The organism is Serratia sp. 1D1416, from assembly GCF_003641105.1.
Classification (GTDB): domain Bacteria; phylum Pseudomonadota; class Gammaproteobacteria; order Enterobacterales; family Enterobacteriaceae; genus Serratia; species Serratia ficaria.
This window is the reverse complement of the sequence record NZ_CP032738.1, coordinates 5,234,673-5,253,284: the sequence shown is the minus strand read 5'-3', so window position 1 is coordinate 5,253,284 and position 18,612 is coordinate 5,234,673. Positions and strand designations below refer to the sequence as shown.

The 18,612-nt window shown below is 53.3% G+C and carries 16 protein-coding genes and 3 pseudogenes; 7 read left to right on the top strand and 12 right to left on the bottom strand.

The features are described 5' to 3' along the window. Positions 1-65 precede the first annotated feature (65 nt). Together D7I37_RS25455 and D7I37_RS25450 are read right to left on the bottom strand one after the other, a co-directional pair. Entirely contained in the window at positions 66-1,352 is a 1,287-nt protein-coding gene (locus D7I37_RS25455) for an MFS transporter (protein ID WP_129544647.1), read from the bottom strand. After that, positions 1,345-2,387: pseudogene (locus D7I37_RS25450) on the bottom strand (mandelate racemase/muconate lactonizing enzyme family protein). Before D7I37_RS25450 ends, D7I37_RS25455 begins: the two are co-directional and overlap by 8 nt. 528 nt (positions 2,388-2,915) lie before the next feature. Between D7I37_RS25450 and D7I37_RS27505 the strand changes: the two are divergent. Together D7I37_RS27505 and D7I37_RS27135 are read left to right on the top strand one after the other, a co-directional pair. Then, positions 2,916-3,452: pseudogene (locus D7I37_RS27505) on the top strand (SUMF1/EgtB/PvdO family nonheme iron enzyme); the annotation flags it as partial. A gap of 89 nt (positions 3,453-3,541) precedes the next feature. Next, a pseudogene (locus D7I37_RS27135) lies at positions 3,542-3,748 on the top strand (transcriptional regulator); the annotation flags it as partial. A gap of 179 nt (positions 3,749-3,927) precedes the next feature. Here D7I37_RS27135 and D7I37_RS25440 read toward each other — a convergent pair. From D7I37_RS25440 to D7I37_RS25415, 6 genes are all read right to left on the bottom strand, one after another. Beyond that, a complete protein-coding gene (locus tag D7I37_RS25440; protein ID WP_129544645.1) occupies positions 3,928-5,046 on the bottom strand; it encodes a M20 family metallopeptidase in 1,119 nt (372 codons plus the stop codon). Further along, positions 5,046-5,801, bottom strand: coding sequence for a glutamine amidotransferase (locus tag D7I37_RS25435; protein WP_129544644.1), 756 nt, complete (start codon positions 5,799-5,801; stop codon positions 5,046-5,048). Before D7I37_RS25435 ends, D7I37_RS25440 begins: the two co-directional genes overlap by 1 nt. Before the next feature lie 13 nt (positions 5,802-5,814). Beyond that, the gene (locus D7I37_RS25430; protein ID WP_129544643.1) at positions 5,815-6,894 is read right to left on the bottom strand and encodes a phosphotriesterase; all 1,080 of its coding nucleotides are present in this window, start codon (positions 6,892-6,894) and stop codon (positions 5,815-5,817) included. A 3-nt stretch (positions 6,895-6,897) separates the two neighbouring features. Next, the gene (locus tag D7I37_RS25425) at positions 6,898-7,899 is read right to left on the bottom strand and encodes an ABC transporter permease (RefSeq protein ID WP_165283126.1); all 1,002 of its coding nucleotides are present in this window, start codon (positions 7,897-7,899) and stop codon (positions 6,898-6,900) included. An 18-nt stretch (positions 7,900-7,917) separates the two neighbouring features. After that, positions 7,918-8,664 (bottom strand): ATP-binding cassette domain-containing protein, encoded by a 747-nt coding sequence (locus D7I37_RS25420; protein ID WP_165283125.1) that lies wholly within the window; start codon positions 8,662-8,664, stop codon positions 7,918-7,920. Between the two features lie 378 nt (positions 8,665-9,042). Continuing rightward, entirely contained in the window at positions 9,043-10,065 is a 1,023-nt protein-coding gene (locus D7I37_RS25415; protein WP_129544640.1) for a LacI family DNA-binding transcriptional regulator, read from the bottom strand. Between the two features lie 344 nt (positions 10,066-10,409). Between D7I37_RS25415 and D7I37_RS25410 the strand changes: the two genes are divergently transcribed. Continuing rightward, positions 10,410-11,363, top strand: coding sequence for a substrate-binding domain-containing protein (locus tag D7I37_RS25410; protein ID WP_129544827.1), 954 nt, complete (start codon positions 10,410-10,412; stop codon positions 11,361-11,363). Between the two features lies 1 nt (position 11,364). Here the strand turns inward: D7I37_RS25410 and D7I37_RS25405 are convergent, their stop codons facing one another. Further along, positions 11,365-12,237 carry a PfkB family carbohydrate kinase gene (locus D7I37_RS25405; protein ID WP_129544639.1) on the bottom strand — a complete coding sequence of 291 codons (873 nt, stop codon included), beginning with the start codon at positions 12,235-12,237 and terminating at the stop codon, positions 11,365-11,367. A 26-nt stretch (positions 12,238-12,263) separates the two neighbouring features. Here D7I37_RS25405 and D7I37_RS25400 point away from each other — a divergent pair, with 26 nt between their 5' ends. From D7I37_RS25400 to D7I37_RS25385, 3 genes are all read left to right on the top strand, one after another. Continuing rightward, on the top strand, positions 12,264-13,109 hold the full coding sequence (locus D7I37_RS25400; RefSeq protein WP_129544638.1) for a BtpA/SgcQ family protein: 846 nt from the start codon (positions 12,264-12,266) through the stop codon (positions 13,107-13,109). Beyond that, on the top strand, positions 13,109-13,753 hold the full coding sequence (locus D7I37_RS25395; protein ID WP_129544637.1) for a TenA family protein: 645 nt from the start codon (positions 13,109-13,111) through the stop codon (positions 13,751-13,753). The genes D7I37_RS25400 and D7I37_RS25395 overlap by 1 nt, the downstream gene beginning before the upstream one ends. A gap of 301 nt (positions 13,754-14,054) precedes the next feature. Continuing rightward, entirely contained in the window at positions 14,055-14,738 is a 684-nt protein-coding gene (locus D7I37_RS25385; RefSeq protein ID WP_129544636.1) for a hypothetical protein, read from the top strand. 178 nt (positions 14,739-14,916) lie between these two features. Here D7I37_RS25385 and D7I37_RS25380 read toward each other — a convergent pair whose 3' ends face one another. Together D7I37_RS25380 and D7I37_RS25375 are read right to left on the bottom strand one after the other, a co-directional pair. Continuing rightward, positions 14,917-15,849: a GIY-YIG nuclease family protein gene (locus D7I37_RS25380; protein ID WP_129544635.1), complete on the bottom strand. Its 933-nt coding sequence runs from the start codon at positions 15,847-15,849 to the stop codon at positions 14,917-14,919. A gap of 336 nt (positions 15,850-16,185) precedes the next feature. After that, on the bottom strand, positions 16,186-16,767 hold the full coding sequence (locus tag D7I37_RS25375) for a TetR/AcrR family transcriptional regulator (protein WP_129544634.1): 582 nt from the start codon (positions 16,765-16,767) through the stop codon (positions 16,186-16,188). Between the two features lie 145 nt (positions 16,768-16,912). On the opposite strand from D7I37_RS25375, the gene D7I37_RS25370 reads away from it, so the two are divergent. Next, positions 16,913-17,671 carry an SDR family NAD(P)-dependent oxidoreductase gene (locus D7I37_RS25370; RefSeq protein WP_129544633.1) on the top strand — a complete coding sequence of 253 codons (759 nt, stop codon included), beginning with the start codon at positions 16,913-16,915 and terminating at the stop codon, positions 17,669-17,671. A gap of 65 nt (positions 17,672-17,736) precedes the next feature. On the opposite strand, the gene D7I37_RS25365 is transcribed toward D7I37_RS25370, so the two are convergent. After that, complete coding sequence (locus D7I37_RS25365; RefSeq protein WP_129544632.1) at positions 17,737-18,579, bottom strand: MBL fold metallo-hydrolase; 843 nt, start codon at positions 18,577-18,579, stop codon at positions 17,737-17,739. Between the last annotated feature and the right edge of the window lie 33 nt (positions 18,580-18,612).

Below are 18,612 nucleotides of genomic sequence, written 5' to 3'. Positions count from 1 at the left end.
GCAGGGAGATCCTCCGGTTGTCTCAGAGCTGGCGGGAACCGCCAGCCTGGATTGCAACCCGTCTGCTAGTGGCTCGTTTGTGAACGGAGCATATTCACCCCGTTCTGGCGGACCAGCAGAGCAAGCAGAAGCATACCCGAGAGAGCCAGTATGCTGGCCAGTATAAAAGCGGTGTGATAGCCGCCTCCGTACTGGATCAGAAAACCGGTGATGCTTGGTGATAAGATCCCGGCCAGATTTGCCAGCAGGTGAACAAAGCCGCCAGCCGTTCCTATCCGCCCGGCGGGCACTATATCCTGCAGCAGAGACCAGCAGGCCTGCGGTGTCATATAGGCAAACACGCTCGCCAGGGTAATAAACGTCACGGCGGACATCACACTTTGGCTCCAGGCGGTAAGCAAAACGCACAGCGCTGCCACGGCAAGGCCCACGAAAATCACCAGCTTGCGTGACAACAGGAAATTCTGCGTACGGCGGAACAGCATGTCAGACACGACGCCACCTCCCAGAAAGCCTAGGGTAGCGCCCAGCCACGGCAGCACGCCGATAATGCTCATGCTTTTGATATCCAGATGCTGGAAGTCTGTCAGATAGCTCGGCAGCCAGGACAGGAAAAAAAACTGGATATAGTTGAAGCAAAAAAATGCACTGGCCACCCCGAGCACCGGTAACGAGAACACGTAGTGCCAGAGGGAATGGCTGTCCTGCTGGGGCTGATTCAAGGTATTCCCCGCCGGTCGCCGCTGCATGATGTACTCACTCTCAGCGGCGCTTACACGCGGGTGTTGCTCGGGCTTATCCCGGAACAGCAGCAACCAGCAGGCGACCCAGATGAATCCCAGTACGGCTATCACCATAAAAGCAATGCGCCAGCCAAACTGCAGACCGACCAGGCCTACAATCGGTGCCGCAATGGCCGCCCCGAGCGGCTGGCCCGCATTGGTGAAGCCTACCGCACGACCGACTTCATTTCGCGGGAACCAGTTAGCTATCGATTTGTTGGTGGTGGTCCCCATCGGGCCTTCCCCCACGCCAAACAGCATGCGTACGATGAGCAGGTGAGTGAATCCCGTCACCAGTGCCGTGGCACCACAGAACAAGGACCAGATGCTGGCTGCCCATGCATAGACGCGACGAGGTCCGAAACGATCTGCCGCCCAGCCGCCAATAAAGCAGAACAGGCAGTAACCGATAAAAAAGCAGCTGAACAAAATACCCATCTGCGCATCGTTGATGCTCAAATCCTTTTTAACCAAGGGGGCCATGACGGAGAGTGCTGCGCGGTCAAGATAGTTAAGGATGCCAGCAAAAAACAGCAACAGAGCAATGACGATACGGTAGTTTTTAAACATGGCTGCTGACTCCCTGCTGGTCGATACGCGTCAATGACAGGCGATAATTCCAGAGAACGGCGGGATCGGGCTCGTACCCCAACCCGGGGGCATCGCTCAGGCCGAAGCATACGTTCTGTGGGAGTGAGGGATACAACGGCGCTTCGAACGTAATCCAGGGGATTTCCATTTTGATGTCATCCGGCAATGCGGCAACCAGATGCGCGGTGGCCAGCATGCCCGCCCCGTAGTAGAAGCAGTGTGGCACCACCTTCACGCGATACTGGCGGGCCAGTTTGAACACGCGCAGTGCGGAAGTAATCCCCCCACCTTGGCAACGCTGGGCTGTGCAACGTCCACGGCACCACTTTCAAACAGGTTCACGAATCCGATGTCACCCTCTACGTTTTCACCCGCAGCGAGCGGTACGCCGGCTTTGCGCAGTTGAGACAGCCCCAGAAAATCATCCGGCGGCCAGATGGGTTCTTCAAGCCAGCCCAGTTGAAGAGGACGCAGTTCGCTCGCATTGGCCTGCGCCTGTTCGCGCGACCACGGGCAGTTGACATCCACCATCAGGTCAACGCCCGGCGGCAATGCCTGGCGTGCAGCAGCGATCGCGGCGGGATGTGTTTCATGGAGCTTGAGCGTACGGTAACCTTCCGCATACGCACGCTGGATCTGCGTAGTCACTTCCTTCGCGTCATTACCGTAGCTCACCAGACTTGCATAGCGTTCAATCTGGCTGCGCGTGGCTCCCAGTAATTGCCATAGCGGTTTCTGTTGTCGCTTACCTAACAGATCCCACAGTGCAATATCGAGTGCTGACAGGGCGTAACGAACCGGCCCGCTGCGGCCAAAGGCGTGAAGTGCCTGCTCGGTGGATTGCATCATCTCCGAAATCTCCTGCTGACTCGCAGGGACAGTTCGCTGAAGAAAAAGAGGGGCGACCAGGCTTATCAGCGCCTGCTCGGTGACGGGGTTGGACAGGTGACCAAACGCCTCCCCCCATCCTATGCTACCGTCTTCGGTGATGACTTTAACCAGCAGCGTTTCCATACGTTTCAGTGAAGGAGACGCCGCGTTATACGGGGTTTCTAGCGTATCGGGCTGGCGCCGGTGCGCATCAAACGGGATAGAGATACGTGTAATTTCTATAGCGGTTATTTTCATGCCATAAACCTCATAAGGGTAACGCCCGGCGATTTTTATAGTGGGTGCCGTAGCTAAGAGGGGGGTAAACCATTAATGAGTATAAAAAGGCACCTATGTATGAAGCATCAGGCATAAGCACAGGAGTCGTCGGCATTTCGAGCCAGATTTTTGGGCTTACCTACGATAAGAAAGGGCAGCGATCACATTAACCTGGGTTGTCCTGCCGAATTGAACCTGAAGCAGCACGCCCTTTTGTTCATACTCGGTAAATCCGGCACATCCGCTTTGCGGGTTAGCCCGTGAGGGCGGGGGAGAGGCTATTAAAGTTTATTTACAGAATGCGTATAGCTTCGAATAAAAACGTTGTTATAGTTTTCGGCCTTTGGAATACAGCCAGTTAAGTGGCTGTTTTTAATCAGCCAAGATGGTTTTGTGAAAGATAAGCTCCTCTTTTTGCCGTTGGCCTTCTTTGCCTTTGCCGCAGTAGCGCAACCTTTTGATGACGTCGTGGTTGCTGGTGGTAAATATTATGCAGGCGATGTTTTTGGCCGGCATGACTATGTCGCACATTCCAACATCACACTAACAGCCTTTCGTATCATGCGTTCTGAAGTCACCTACCGGTCTTATACCGATGTTCATGAATGGGCACTGGAGCATGGTTATGCATTTGGTGCCGGATGTAACGGTGCCAGTTACGAAGACTGCCTACCCGTTGCCACCGACAACGGTATGCATCCGGTTACCAATGTCGAATGGTCAGATGCGGTGGTTTTTGCAAACGCGCTGAGTGAGAAATCAGGGCTCAAACCGGTTTACCTCAATAAGAACGGTGATCCCGCGCGCGATAGCTCAACCGACCAATTTACGCAGGATACCCAAGCTAACGGTTATCGCTTACCCACGGCGGAGGAGTGGCAAGTCGCCGCCCGGGGCGGTAAGGCTGCCCTACAGCAAGACTCTTATGGCGATGCTTTCGCGGGTAGCAAAAACGCAAACGCTGTCGCGCCGCATTCAGGGCGTATTATGGAGCGAGCAGTAATTCAGAAAGTTTTGATGATGTTATTCAGGATCTTCTCAACAGAAGTGAACCGTTTCGCACCATGTGGGCTCGGCATAATGTCAGTAAAATCGGTGCAGGCAACAAAACCATTATTGATGAATGCAATACGATCCACCATTACACTTATACTTCACTGGAAATTGAAAGTTCTCCCGGCATGTATTTAATATTTTATCTTGCGGGAAATTCATCCAGCGATTAAAGAAGGTTTTTTTAGTAGGCGTCGCCGTGGCAATTGCCGTTCTCGACATGACGCCACCGGCATCTCGATGGCGTCAGCCCCGAGGTCTTCGAAAAGGCCCCACCTTGAGGGCAGAAACTGCCTGCCTGAACGAACGCTTCCCATGATGCACGGAACCGTTTAAGGATATCGGGGGGCATTCAATACTTACGCATCCAGTCGCGAATAATATCTCCATATAGCCGCTCTGCCTCGTCTATTCGGCTGAGCAGACAGTATTCGTCGGTCTGGTGGGCCATGGAGGGTTCTCCGGGGCCGAGAATAATACAGGGTGGATTACCCAGCGCCGGTAGCAGCAGAGATGCGTCGGTGAAGTAGGGCACCACGCGAGGTTCCAGCGGCTTTTCGTGCAGTGGCTGACAGCGCTGATAAACCTGTTTTATCCATGCGTTATCCTCCTCGCTCAGTACCGCAGGCAGATCGATCAGCGTGGAAACCGTTACGCTCTTGCCAAGCAGAGTGGTCAACTGCTGTCGAATGGTCGCGTGCTGTAAATTGGGGCCGCTGCGGATGTCCACATCAAAACGCGTGTGGTCTGGAACGGAATTGATATTTAGCCCACCTTCAATGCGTCCGACGTTAAGCGTGGGCTGCTTCATCAGTGGATGCGGTGCACCTGGTGAAAAGTGTCGAATCTTGCCCAAGGCATCCGCCGCCAGATAGATGGCATTAATCCCCAGCTCCGGCATCGCGCCGTGCGCAGTTTTCCCCCGAGTTTCGCAGCGAAGCCAAAGCGCGCCTTTATGCCCGATAATCGGGTAATTGGCGGTGGGTTCACCCACGATCAGCGCGCCAATCTCCGGTAACTTATCCGACTCGATCAGCGCCCGTGCGCCGTCACAGCCGGTTTCTTCCCCGCCGGTGATCAGCAATACCGCACCGTGCCCGGCGAGAATGTCTTTGCGCTGCTGAATGCAGGCGACGGAAAAAGCCGCCACTGCCGCTTTCATATCGCTGGCGCCGCGTCCGTAAAGTCGCCCTGCATCCATCTGTGAGCCGAAAGGATCGTACTGCCACTGCGCATTGCCGAGCGGAACTGTGTCCAGATGGCCGGTAAAGGCCAGCGGTTTGCCAGCCGTCGACCCAGGTAGCCTGGCGATCAGATTGCTGCGTCCCTCGCCGAACGACGACAGCGAAACCTCAAAGCCGCTATCGCGAAGCCAATCGGCAAAGAACTGCATGCAGTCGGTTTCGTTACCCGGCGGGTTAATGGTGTTAAAGCCCAGCAGTTGCCGGGCCAGTTCTAGGGTGGTGGTCATTAGCCGCGTTCCGTCAGCCAGTCGAGGCAGTTAATCCACAGTTGGCGGTAGCCGGGCCATTTGGCAAACTCTTCTGGCAGCCAATGTGCTGACATGTCGCTGGTCCATACCAGCGAGCGACCCTGTTGATATTCGCGAACGGCCAGCAGCGGATGACCGGTGCCGGCGACCGTAGCCAGCAGTTTGCCCTGCGGATGCATTTCCACTTCGTTATAGCCCAGTAGCCACGGCCACTCGCCCGGAATATCGTTAAACAGCGCGTGGGATCCCGTCACCTCGGCATAGCAGCCTTCCGGAGTTTCAATGCGATCGTCCCATGCCAGGCAGCGCACTGGCAGCACTTTCTCCACTGCGGTATTGCGATAGCGTGCGCCGCCGTTAATTCCCTGGAAGCTGTAATAGCCGCCAATCATCATCAGCGCGCCACCAGCCGCAACATAATCATGCAGTAGCGTCAGACGGTTGGCGGTACGGCAGCTTTTCAGCCAGGTATCCGGATGCAGCAGCAGCGTATTGGCACCGATATCCGACAGGATAATCGCATCCCATTGCTGTAATGCTTCCTGCGTTAGCGGAAACTCGGTCGCCGCCGCATGGGCTGGCATATAGGTAATGGCGTAGTTGCTGTCTGCCAGCGCGGCCAAAAAATCCGTTGCGCCGGTATGCCAGGTGGCAGTGGCAAACTGATCGAAGCCCTTAACGTGTGTTGAAGTGCTGGTCCAGGATTCACCCACCAGTAAAATTTTCTTCTGCATTATTATTTTCCTTTTATCCGCCAAAGACCCGTTGGGGATTTCCAATCATCAAGGTTTCCAGTTGTTCGCCGCTGACGCCGTGGCGCCGCAAGCGAGGAACGAAATGCTTGAGTATGTAGCCGTAGCCGTAGCCGCCATAGCGGGTGAGCATAGTTTTCAGGAACACATCCTGCGACAGTAAAATCTGCTGGATATAGCCGTCGTCAATCAGCTCGCAGATGGCGCGAGCGTTCTCCTCGTCAGAGGGCGATTGCGCCGACTCGTCGGCGTAGTAGTAGCTCATGCCGATCATGTCGTATTCGAGGAACGCTCCGCGCTGCGCCAGTTCGCGCTGGTAGCGCTTATCGGCAAAGCTCGGATTCATATGGCACAGCACCGTATGGCGTAGGTCGGCGCCTTCCTGTTCGAGAATATCCAGCACCCGATGACCAAGTCGCTCCCAACCTGGCAGATGTACTTCGATCGGTACGCCGGTCGCGGCGCTTGCCCGACCTGCTGCACGCAAAGACTTCTCTTCATCCGACGTAAAGCGGCTGGAGATACCGATTTCACCGATCAGCCCGGCGAGCACTGCCGGCTTCTCCTCCGCGCCGCCGAGGTCGTAGATCAGCCGCTCGGTCAACTGTTCGACGCTGCTGGTTTTTACCCACTCGGGATGCGACGGTTCCAGATAGAGTCCGGTACCCATAATAATGTTCAGCCCGGTCAGGCGAGCGATGCGCGCCAGCGCTTGCGGATCGCGGCCAATACCGATATTGGTCGGATCGACCACCGTTTCCCCGCCAAGGGCGCGATATTTGGTCAGTTCTTCAATCGCCACCTCGACGTCAAACAGTTGACAGTTATCACGGCTCATCAGTGGATTCAGCGACAGTTCGCCGAGGTTTTCTATCTTCACCGGCATTTCGGCAAGGTGGCGATCGCTACAGCAGCAGGGGGGCACCCATTTGCCGGAGGCATCCAGCAGAATATGCTCATGCATCAGCGTGACGCCCATCTCGCTAATAGGCAGCGGACCAAGCACCGTCATTACGTAACCGCTGTTGACGCCTATCGGCAGCGGAATGGGGTGGCGAAAAATCGATCCTTTCATCAGCTATCCTTTTGCCGCAGAGCGCATGGGGTTGAGAATGCGGGTGTTCAGCCAGATAGCCAGCAGGATAATGGTGCCGGTGGCTATCTGAGTGTAGAACGGCGAGATATGCGACAGGATCAGCCCGTTCTGAATCACCGCAATCGACAGCGCGCCCAACAGTGTGCCGATAATGGTGCCGAAGCCGCCAAACAGGCTGGTGCTGCCAAGAACAACGGCGGCGATCACCTGCAGTTCGAAGCCTTCGCCTTGGTTGGAGGATCCGCTGCCGAGGCGTGCGGTAATAATCATTCCGGCCAGCGCAGCGGCCATGCCACTGATGATGTACACCTTCATCGTCACCGCTTTGGTGTTAATCCCGCTGCGTCGTGCGCCTTCGGCGTTGGCGCCGATAGCCGTAACGTAGCGGCCAAAGCGCATATGGTTCAGTACGATATGCCCGATGACCAGAATCATAATGCCGATCAGCGCCGGCATCGGAATACTCATAACCCAGGCGCGACCAATAAAGGTAAACGGACTGTCTGCTGGAACGGGAATCGAGTAGCCCTGGGTCACCAACAGCGCGATACCCCGTACTACAGCCAGGGTGGCAAGGGTGACGATAAACGCCGGTATCCCTTCATAGGCAATGAAGAAACCGTTGACTGCGCCAACCAGCCCGCCGAGCAACAGACCACCGAGCAGGACCACTGGCCACGGCAGTCCCCAGTTATTCAGGGCGATAGCGGAGAGCGCGCCGACCAGCGCGAGGGTGGAGCCAACCGACAGGTCTATGCCACCAGTGGTAATCACCAGGGTCATCGCGGTCGCGACGATCAGCAGCGGAGCGCTCTGGCGGATGATATTCAGCCAGTTGGTGCCGGTGAGGAAGTTACTGGTGATCAGTGAAAACACCACGCAGCAGAAGACGAAAAACAGAGCGATGCTGACCACGCCCGAGTGGTTATGCAGTAGGCGCCGCGGCAGTGAATGCTGGATCATGCGGGAGCTGCTTAAGTTCATGATACTCATCCTGTTACCTCAGTGTGCAGCCGCAGAGTGGGCGGTGAATTTTTCGCCCACAATCAGATTGACGATATCGCTCAGGCTGGTGTCGGCCACCCGCCGATCGGCGACGTTGGTCCCTTCATACATCACCATGATCCGGTCACAGACCAGGAACAGGTCCTGCAGGCGGTGGGTAATCAGAATCACGCTCACACCGCGAGCGGAAACGCGACGGATGAGCGCCAGAACCGCTTCTACTTCCGCGACGGCAAGTGCGGCGGTTGGCTCATCCATAATCAGCACCTTAGGGGCAAAAGCCGCCGCACGGGCGATGGCAATAGCCTGGCGCTGGCCGCCGGAGAGATTACGGACCAGCAGGCGGGTGTCGGGAATGGAAATTCCCAGCCCTTTTAGCATCTCACGGGCATCGGCGTGCATTTTGGCTTCGTCGAGAAAGGGAATACCGAGCACAGATTTCATCGGCTCGCGGCCCATAAACAGGTTGCCCGCGACATCCACCGTGTCACATAGAGATAGATCCTGATACACCATCTCGATATGGCAACGCCGAGAGTCCGCCGGATTGGCAAACTGACGCTGTTCGCCGTCTATACGGATCATGCCGCTGGTGGGGATCACCGCGCCAGACAGCACTTTGGTCAGGGTTGATTTCCCCGCGCCGTTATCGCCCACTAAGCCCAGCACTTCGCCCGGAGCCAGCTCCAGGTTGACGCCGCGCAATGAACGTATCGACCCGTAGGTCTTGGTGATGTTGATCATCTCTACCCTTGGCGGGATAGTTTGTGGCTGCTGCATCTGTTAACTCCCATCGCTATTGCAGGGAAAATGTTCGCCATCCTGTGGGAGATACGCCATCCAACACGGTTTACAGTCTAGTAAACCGGTTTACCTGAGGAGAGGAGTACTCGCAAACACAGTCAGGCCAACGTTATTTTAGATATTTGTTCGCCAGTAAGAACATTGCAGCATCCGTGCCAGGGCAGGAACAACACAGCAGCCCTATCATTTAACTATATGTAATAAATAAATTTTTTTATTGCACTTCGGTAAACCGGTTTACTGATTATAGTGAAGAGATTTTAAGTTGAGCGTTTTTTGCGCCAAAACTGTGCGCTTTTGCGCCATTTTGGGACGTGCTTAACAAATCTTGATCGAATCACGGCTAATCCATTCAACCGGCAGGCGGGTTTCAGCGGGGATATCTTTCTCGTTGTTCAGCAGGCGCAGCATGATGTTCACTGCGGTGCGGCCCAGTTCCCGTGCAGGCTGACGTATGGTTGAGATACGCGGCTGGGTAAAATCGGCATAGTTGGCGTCATCGAAGCCGACCAGCGACAATGCCGCCGGTGCCTGTAGCCCGCTGGCGCGCAGCCCGTCGAGCAGGCCAAGCACCAGATAGTCGCTGGCGGCAAAGACGGCAGTAGGACGAACCGGCTGGCTAAACAGGTACTCTAGCGCCCGTTGGCCGAACTCGCGCTGGTAGTCGCCGTACATTACCCATTCAGCTGGCCAGCTTAGACCGGCCTGCTCCATAGCGGTGCAGAATCCCTGATAACGTTCGCGGACGCTCATCAACTTGTCCGGCCCGCCAACGAAGGCGATATGGCGATGCCCGGCGGCAATCAGCTTTTCAGTGGCAATTCGTCCGCCCTGTACGTTATCGGCAAAAACTTTCGGTACCTTACTGCCGGGAATGTCCTCATCCAGCAGCACAATGCGTTCGTGACGCTGGATCTCTTTGCGCAGCAGGCCGTTATCGGGGCGGTTAGTGGTGAACAACAGACCATCGACCTGGCAAGTATCCAGCCAGCGAATAAACTGACACTCTTTTTCCGGGTTATTGCGGGTGATGCACAGCACCAGGCTGTAGCCGCTGGCAGAGGCGGCCTCTTCGGCGGCATCGGCCAGTTCAGCAAAGAAAGGGTTGGTAATATCGGGTAGCACCAGGCCAAGGGTTTCGCTGTCGCCCTTGCTAAGGCGGCGTGCAAGGCTATTGCCGCGATAGTCCAGTTCGTGGATAGCCGTTTCGATGCGATCTATGGTGTCCTGCGGTAGCACAATACTGTTGTTCATATAGCGCGACAGGGTTGCCTTCGACAATCCCGCCAGCTTTGCCACATCGGATAACAATACGCGTTTTATACTCATTTCCTGCGCCATTTCTGCCAGAATCGGCTATCTGTAACATAGTTAAGCTCAGTGGATACAGCAATTTCTCTGGCAACAATTACGTGAAATAAATGCTTGACAAAATTTAATCGGCGGAGAATTGTATAGGCAGTTTACCGCATCATCCGGGAAGTCATTCCCAAACCCGCTTAAGACATTCCAGTAGCGCACCGAAACGGACCGGTTGCCGGAATGAATTCAAGCCGGTGCTAGCCGAACGGTCCTCGATTGTTCTGGCCATATACACGATATTTGCCCGCCAAAAAATAATTTTTCTGCGTTTGCATGCTGCGCGGAATTCTACTGGTTATCAACAATTCCCGACGAGGATAATGATGATGTTATTTAACACCGGAAAACTGCGTTTTATTGCTATAGCAACGACGATTCTGGCATCAGTCAGTTTTGTTTCTGCTGCCAGTGCTGCGAGTCCAACTTATGCTTTGGTGCAGATCAACCAGCAGGCCCTGTTTTTTAATCTGATGAATAAAGGCGCGCAGGATGCAGCAAAATCCAGTGGCAAGGATTTAGTTATCTTTAACTCTAACGATAATCCAGTTGCGCAAAATGACGCGATTGAAAACTATATTCAACAAGGCGTTAAAGGAATTCTGGTTGCCGCTATCGACGTTAACGGAATTATGCCGGCGGTAAAAGAAGCCGCCGCGGCAAACATTCCGGTAATTGCTATTGATGCCGTATTGCCGGTCGGACCTCAGGCGGCTCAGGTCGGCGTTGATAATATCGAAGGCGGCAGAATCATTGGTAAATACTTCGTTGACTATGTGCAGAAAGAGATGGGAGGTCAGGCGCGGCTGGGTATCGTCGGTGCTCTGAACTCGGCGATTCAGAATCAGAGGCAGAAGGGTTTCGAAGAAACGCTGAAAAGTAATCCGAAAATTACCCTCGCTGACGTCGTCGACGGCCAGAACGTGCAGGATAAAGCGATGACCGCAGCGGAAAACCTGATTACCGGCAACCCTGATCTGACGGCGATATATGCCACCGGCGAACCCGCGCTGCTGGGGGCAATTGCCGCCGTGGAAAACCAGGGGCGTCAGAAGGATATTAAAGTCTTTGGCTGGGATCTGACGGCGAAGGCGATTTCGGGTATTGACAGTGGCTACGTTACCGCAGTGCTGCAGCAGGATCCGGAACAGATGGGGGCTGAAGCCCTGAAAGCGCTGAACAGCATAACTTCGGGTAAGACCGTGCCGAAAACCATTCTGGTTCCGGCCACGGTGGTGACCAAAGCGAACGTTGATACCTACCGTTCGCTGTTCAAGTAAGTCAGTACGCGCCGCCCATGGCGAACAGGGCGGCGAGTTCATGGCCGTCAGGAAACGCGCTGAGCGTACCTCGGCGGCTAACGGTAATGGCGGCAGCGCGGCTGGCATGAGCAAGCGCCAGGCCATCCGGCGCCACCCCGCGCAGCAGCGCAGATGCCAGCATCACGGCGAGGAAAGTATCGCCCGCGCCGGTGGTATCAAGCGCTTCGACAGGGAGGGCGGAGCAGAACTGGCGCTGGCCTTCACGGAGCAGCCAGGCTCCGGCAGCGCCCCGGGTAATGACTAAGGTTTTCACGCCGTAAGGCTGTAGCAGTTCCGCCTCTGATTCATTGACCACCGCGATGTCGATAAGTGGCCACAGGTGGCAAAAGTCAGGATTAACCGGCGAGGGGTTAAATACCGTGGTCATACCCCGCGTTTTGGCGAACTGGAACAGGGCGCGAGTTTTTCCCAGCGAGAAATTCCCCTGTTGCAGCAGAATATCGCCCAGGGCGGCATCAGCCATATGTGACATAATATCATCGAGGCTGAATGTATCGGCGGCGGCGGTGGTTGTAATAATAGCATTATCGCCATCGGCACTGTTTAATATAATCGAGGTGTCACTATGTTGATTTAAATGGTAGTCGGGTAGCAGTGTCAGAGGTTCCTTTTTTATCTTCTGACGGATCCAGGTTCCGTTGCTGTCATTTCCCGTGGCGGCAATTAAACGCGTTTCTATTCCACAGCGGGACAATATAATCGCCTGATTCGCGCCTTTACCGCCGATATCCTGCGAGATTTTAACCCCATGAATTGAAGCTCCTTTTTGTGGTATGTCAGAAATGGACCAGGTTTCATCTACGGTAATATTGCCGGTAACGTAAACGCGCATAGTGTTCCCTTAATAGGAAGGATAAGATGGTTACTATCTCAGCAGAAAAGCCGGATGCAATACAAGCTATTTTTTCACGTAATAAAGTCGTTATTGGTGTCGTTCACTGCGCCCCTTTTCCTGGCGCGCCTAAATATAGAGGTTCATCAGTGAGTGATATTGTCGAGCGTGCGATTCGCGACGCTGATAATTATATTTCAGGCGGCGTTCATGGCCTGATTGTAGAAAACCACGGCGATATTCCCTTTTCCAAACCTGAAGATATTGGCCCTGAAACGTCAGCGCTGATGGCGGTCATTACCGAGAAAATTCGCGAGCGCTTCGGTGTACCGCTTGGGATTAACGTACTGGCTAATGCCGCTATTCCTGCGATGGCTACCGCATTGGCGGGCGGGGCCGATTTCGTCCGCGTAAACCAGTGGGCCAATGCCTATATCGCCAACGAAGGTTTTATTGAAGGGGCCGCGGCTAAGGCATTACGCTACCGCAGTAAGCTGCGTGCTGAACATATTCGCGTCTTTGCCGATAGTCATGTCAAGCACGGTAGCCATGCAATCGTTGCCGATCGCTCGATTCAGGAGCTGACTCGAGATGTGGACTTTTTCGAGGCCGATGCGGTGATTGCCACCGGCCAGCGCACAGGAGATAGCGCCACCATGGAAGAAATTGATGAGATTCGCGCTGCGACAGAATTACCCTTGTTGGTGGGGTCCGGCGTGACACCTGCTAACGTCTGCCAGATCCTTGGACATACCCAGGGGGTGATCGTCGCCAGCACCATGAAGGTTGATGGTGTGTGGTGGAACGACGTTGAACTGGCGAGGGTTAAGCACTTTATGTCGGTCGCTCAGGCCGCTTTGGAGGATGCGTAATGGAAGCGTTTAGCGAGCGTTTGCTGCGCGAACATCAGCAGGTCTGGCAGGCGATGCAGCAGCACCGTTTTGTGGTTGATATTGAGCAGGATCGGTTAGCAACGAGGGTATTTAACCGCTATCTGGTATTTGAGGGTAACTTTGTCGTCACGGCGATTGCGATTTTTGCCCTGGGCATCAGCAAGGCACCGAATATGACTCAGCAGCGTTGGTTGATCGGTGTACTAAATGCGCTGGTTGAAACGCAGATTACCTGGTTTGAAAAGGTATTGGCGGAGCGCCGGATTAATCCCGCTGATTACCCTGACGATCTGCCCGGCGTACGGCACTTTCGCAATGGTATGTTGCAGACGGCCCAGCAGGGCAGCTATGAACAAATCATCACCATGATGTTCGGCGCTGAATGGATGTATTACTGCTGGTGCCGACGGGCGAGTGAGCAAAGCCAGAGCGATGCGGACGTCCGGCGCTGGGTAGAAATGCATGCGGAAGAGGGGTTTTACCAGCAGGCTTGCTGGCTGAAGGACGAACTGGACCGCTGTACCATAGCACTTGGCGAATGCGAAAAGCAGACGCTGTCGGCGCTGTATGGTGACGTGCTTCAGTGGGAAATAGATTTCCATACTGCGGCGTATGAGAATTAGCCATGCTGGCAAAATGGGGGCACCTAAAACGGCCCTTTGCATTGCCGTTGTATTGGATGTCAACGCCAAGTTCAGATGCCTGGGGCAGGGTAAAGTTGCATGCAGTCCATTAGCGTGCTGGAGTCACCGCCGTCCAAAGATATCTGGGTGGGGTATCACTCTGACCTCCGGCATATGGATCGCCTGCGGGTCAATCGGGGTGTACTAATCAACGGGGGCAGGTCACATAGTCTAAAATGTCTGACAGAAAGATGATTAATAATCAATTATCTGTGTTCACACTTCAGCCATAAGGTCTGTCATGAAATCAGTAAGCCTGCAAAAGACGTATCTTTCTGCAAACGAGAACACCATCGCAATGTGGGGGAAAAATGCAGGAATTGGGGAAATCAGAGAAGAAAACTACTACGATCCACTAAAACTCGCTCTTGCAGCAGGCATTAAGCCCTCTGTGCCCGGTTGTGTCTCACATCTTATTGATGAATTAAAAAGACTTGCAAAGGATGATCCACTTGCCGATACGCTGCCAACACAGGGTTTCCATTTCACTTTCTTACCCCTGACCCTGCCACTGTATAAAGTGAACGAGCAATTGCCAGCGAAAGTGGATCAATTGGCAAAGATTTGGACTGAATTTCATGCGAAAAAAATTGTTATCAGGGATCTCCGGTTAGTTGCGTTGTCCAGTCAGTTGTTGCTTGCTGGGATCCCTGAGCGTTCTGCGATAGACATGCGCCAGTCATTTTGTGAAAAGGTTCTGGATTCGCACTGGAAAAATGAGTTGCTGATGCGACATACTGGCAGCCCTTTACCTGCACCATTCTGGCACAGCACGCTTCTGCGCTACAGTGCTGCTTTTTTACCCGTAACCGTGCGTCAATTTTTTATTGAACGTCAGACTATTAATTTCGGCGATGTTGCCGGAGAGCTGACATTAGCGAGGGTCAATTACAACTGGACAAAATGTTATCCATTAAAGAATTAACGGAGGCGTTGTCATTGCAGGCCAAAAATAATCCTGTATGTCTTCCACTGTGTGTACTAGCGTAATAGCCATTAAAGTAGTCCGCTTTCGCTACAGCGGACCTTCAGCTCAGTTAGCTTGCCCGCTTCGTGCCAAGAGCTGAAGTTGCTAGATTGGTTTATTTCATCAATATGTAACGTCATAACCATCCGACGCTATTTCGCCACTTACGATTAGTAATTTTATCATTTTCGATTATTTTTTTAGAAATAGAACGAGGATCCCTTCCAAGGTAATCAGATATTTCTGTTGGTGACAACTCAAAATCTACTAGCATGACTCTTAGTTTTTCCATTTCCTTTAAAGTCCAAGGTTTTCCATAATTTTCATAAAGAGAAACCATTTGGTTCCTAGTTGCTCGCTTTCTCAGAGTTTCTTTTTCCCTCTGAAAAATCTCACTTTCAAATTGTGAATGGAATTCTTTGCCAAAGTTTCCATCGATTCTTTTTAAAAATAAATTATCAAAAATAAGTTTGGATGCCGCGTCTACATCAGGAGAATCAATAATAAGATATTTAATATTTTCTAAATAAGGTTTCTCAATTTTACCCAAAATGCTTAAGTCTTTAGCATTAAAAAAACCTCTTAAATCAAAAGATTTAATGAGCTTTGATTGGATTACACTTTCAATTTTAGTTGCATTTGAAGAACAGTAATTGGCCATTGGCAGGGCCCATACTACCAGTTGAGGTATATATTTTTCAAATGCAATGCTCTCCCATTTGGCATCAAAAGTCTGTTTTTTTGCTAATATGTTTATAGGTGAATCAAAATGCAGTGTAGTTGAACCCCATATTTCATAATTCTTTGCCAAGGACTGATAGTGTTTTATATGATTTCGAATTTTGTAAGTTGACATAAGACGATATACGTCATCATTGTGACCTGCATTGTAAATTGTTCGATTTCCTCTCAGGTAACCTTCATAATGTTCATTTATCCTTCTTCCTACATTACAACTCACTCCAACATAAACAACACGATTAAATATCCCTTGATGAATGATAAGATAAACACCACTACAGCCGGACTTTCTGGCATCTGATATAGAACCTAAAAATCTCCATTCCATTTTTAAAATTCCATCTTCGCGTTAAAGGTATTTATTTATCATTATTTAATAAAAATATCAATTGGTTTAATTAAAGCATGGTGAATTTTTAGTCATATACAATTTTATTCACTATTGTCAATGATTATACATTGTAGTGATATGCGCATTTTTTTCATCTAACTAGAGGCGAGCAACTCTCCGTTGATTAATACAAAACAATGTTATTAATGTCTGTTAGACAGTAAAAAGTTATGAACTTCCGCTTTTCGCTCGGAGCGGACGTGACTATCCTCTGTATGCATGCGGCGTTAATCGACGGGGAGTCGCCGAACATTCCCTGCATGTCTAAACACGTCACGACGGCCAGCCTGCCAGCACCTGATTGATTATCGCTTCCAGCTTGTCGCGTCCGAACCCCGCCTTGGCCTGAATGGCCATGCCATGCAGTACGGTACACAGATAGGCGGCCAGGGCGGTGCAGTCGGTGGTTGGCGACAGCTCGCCTGCGGCTTTGGCCTGCTCGAACCTGGCGCGCAGCTGCGCCTCGCCGGCTTCACGCGTTTCGATCAACGCTTGTTGTACCGGTTTGGCCAAGTCAGAACACGCCAGTGCACCGTTGATTCCCAGGCAGCCGGTGTGCTCCGGATAGCGGGTATGTAAATCCGCTGCGGCGCGCAGCATATACGCCGCCACCGCTTTTGCGGTTGGCTGCGCCAGCGCCGCCGGAAAGAAATCCAGATAGTGCGCGTTGTAATGCGCCAGCGCGTGCAGAAACAGCGATTCCTTATTGCCAAAGGCGGAGTAGAGCGCAGGGCGCTCCACGCCTGTAGCCTTGGTTAAATCAGAATACGAGGTTCCCTCGTACCCCTTGCTCCAGAAAACGCCAAGCGCCGCATCCAGCGCCTGGACGACATCAAATTCGCGCGTACGTCCCATGACATGGCCTCATTATTTCATAACGATCGATATTAAATCGCTTGACGGTATAAGTCTAATTTCATAACGTTCATTACGATATTGATGTCATGAAACGTTCCAGACCCCATTAATGGGTAACTCTCACTGACGGAAGGAATTGGTTATGCAGAAATCATTAGCGGGTAAAGTGGCGCTGGTAACCGGTGGATCGCGCGGGCTTGGCGCCGTTATCGCCGAGCAGCTCGCCGAGCAGGGCGCGGATGTGGCGATTACTTACGTTGCATCCGGTGAAAAAGCCGAGGCGGTGGCGGAAAAACTGCGTGCGAAGGGCGTACGGGCGCTGGCCATTCAGAACGATCAGGCCGATATGTCGGCGGCGCAACCGCTTGTGCAGGCGGTGGTCTCGCAGTTCGGCAGGCTGGATATTCTGGTGAATAACGCGGCCATCGCCGTTCAGGGGAAAACGGTGGACGATCCGCAGCTGGATACCCCTAATCTTGACCGGCAGTGGCAAACCAACGTGATGGGGCCTGTGGGGATTACCCGTGCCGCCGCGCAGGTTCTGTCTGCGGAAGGCAGGATCATCTTTATCGGCTCGCTGCTGGGCGGCCACGTTCCCTTTGCGGGCGCCGCCGACTATGCCGGAACCAAAGCGGCCATTGTCGGCTATGCGAAAGGCGTAGCGCGGGATCTCGGCGGCAAGAATATCACGGTAAACGTTATCCAGCCTGGCGTTATGCCAACGGATATGTCGCGTGAGGCGTTGGGCGAAACGGTGCCGGAATTCCTGATGGATCTTCACCCCATCCGCCGCATCGCCACGCTGGAGGAGGTGGCGGCAATGGTGGCGTTCCTGGCGGGGCCGCAAGGGGCGTATATCACCGGCAGCGCCATTGATATCGCCGGCGGATTAAGCATCTGATGCCGTGGCTAAGCCGGAGGCTATCCGGCTTAGCGTTATCGCAGCAATGCGGGCGCCAGCGCCGTTTATTCTTCAGCGTAGGAAATACGATACCCCTCATCATTCATGAGAATGGTCGCAAATCCCGCGTGGCCCAGGTGCATGCCGCCAATAATCAGTTTTTCCCTAGCGGCCTGTTGCAGCACCGTTCTCCGGGTCTTTTTGGCTAACGCGGGGTCTACGTCAAACAAAATAGAAACGTCCGGTCGCGCCGACTGAATATGCGGGTAGTGGGCAATATCCCCCCATATGAATAAGCATTTATCACCCGAATCAATCCGGAACCCCGTATGCCCGGGCGTGTGGCCCGGCAGCCAAACGGGCAGGATGCCTGTCGCTATCTGGTCCCCGCTAAAAAAACGCAGGTTTTGTGCGTAGGCGTCCAGCGTTTGACGGGCCAGCGCAAAATTACGCTGCCCGCGCTCACCGGCAATTTTACGTTTTTCATCATCCCGCCAGTATTGCGCTTCGAGAGGGTGCAGGTGAAGTTCGGCATGCTGAAAGACCGGGCGCTGCTCAGCGTCCAGCAGGCCGCCGATATGGTCGGGATGGCAGTGCGTTAATAAGACGGTATCCACGTCGCCGGGGCTGACTCCGGCGGCGGTGAGGTTTACCTTGAGCTGCCCGCCGACGTTGTTCAGCCCTCCGGCGCCGGCGTCAACCAGAATGGTGCGTCCCCGGCCGCGGATAAGATAACCGCCGATCGGGATATTGCCGGGTTCAGCGATCCCGGCGTGGTGCTGAATGCCCGCTGCCTCAGCCGTTTCAATGCCTGACAGTAAATCCAGACTGGCAGAGATAGCGCCGTCACTCAGAGCGGTAACCTGAAAATCCCCAATTTGGCGGAACGGGGAGGCCGGATGGTTCATAAATACCTCGGGATGAGTTGCGGGCATATATTT

What these genes read in the sequence shown, in the direction of transcription:
- D7I37_RS25455 (WP_129544647.1), bottom strand. Translation starts at nt 1,352, where the DNA reads ATGTTTAAAAACTACCGTATCGTCATTGCTCTGTTGCTGTTTTTTGCT.
- D7I37_RS25440 (WP_129544645.1), bottom strand. Translation starts at nt 5,046, where the DNA reads ATGACCACCACCCTAGAACTGGCCCGGCAACTGCTGGGCTTTAACACC.
- D7I37_RS25435 (WP_129544644.1), bottom strand. Translation starts at nt 5,801, where the DNA reads ATGCAGAAGAAAATTTTACTGGTGGGTGAATCCTGGACCAGCACTTCA.
- D7I37_RS25430 (WP_129544643.1), bottom strand. Translation starts at nt 6,894, where the DNA reads ATGAAAGGATCGATTTTTCGCCACCCCATTCCGCTGCCGATAGGCGTC.
- D7I37_RS25425 (WP_165283126.1), bottom strand. Translation starts at nt 7,899, where the DNA reads ATGAACTTAAGCAGCTCCCGCATGATCCAGCATTCACTGCCGCGGCGC.
- D7I37_RS25420 (WP_165283125.1), bottom strand. Translation starts at nt 8,664, where the DNA reads ATGATCAACATCACCAAGACCTACGGGTCGATACGTTCATTGCGCGGC.
- D7I37_RS25415 (WP_129544640.1), bottom strand. Translation starts at nt 10,065, where the DNA reads ATGGCGCAGGAAATGAGTATAAAACGCGTATTGTTATCCGATGTGGCA.
- D7I37_RS25410 (WP_129544827.1), top strand. Translation starts at nt 10,410, where the DNA reads ATGATGTTATTTAACACCGGAAAACTGCGTTTTATTGCTATAGCAACG.
- D7I37_RS25405 (WP_129544639.1), bottom strand. Translation starts at nt 12,237, where the DNA reads ATGCGCGTTTACGTTACCGGCAATATTACCGTAGATGAAACCTGGTCC.
- D7I37_RS25400 (WP_129544638.1), top strand. Translation starts at nt 12,264, where the DNA reads ATGGTTACTATCTCAGCAGAAAAGCCGGATGCAATACAAGCTATTTTT.
- D7I37_RS25395 (WP_129544637.1), top strand. Translation starts at nt 13,109, where the DNA reads ATGGAAGCGTTTAGCGAGCGTTTGCTGCGCGAACATCAGCAGGTCTGG.
- D7I37_RS25385 (WP_129544636.1), top strand. Translation starts at nt 14,055, where the DNA reads ATGAAATCAGTAAGCCTGCAAAAGACGTATCTTTCTGCAAACGAGAAC.
- D7I37_RS25380 (WP_129544635.1), bottom strand. Translation starts at nt 15,849, where the DNA reads ATGGAATGGAGATTTTTAGGTTCTATATCAGATGCCAGAAAGTCCGGC.
- D7I37_RS25375 (WP_129544634.1), bottom strand. Translation starts at nt 16,767, where the DNA reads ATGGGACGTACGCGCGAATTTGATGTCGTCCAGGCGCTGGATGCGGCG.
- D7I37_RS25370 (WP_129544633.1), top strand. Translation starts at nt 16,913, where the DNA reads ATGCAGAAATCATTAGCGGGTAAAGTGGCGCTGGTAACCGGTGGATCG.
- D7I37_RS25365 (WP_129544632.1), bottom strand. Translation starts at nt 18,579, where the DNA reads ATGAACCATCCGGCCTCCCCGTTCCGCCAAATTGGGGATTTTCAGGTT.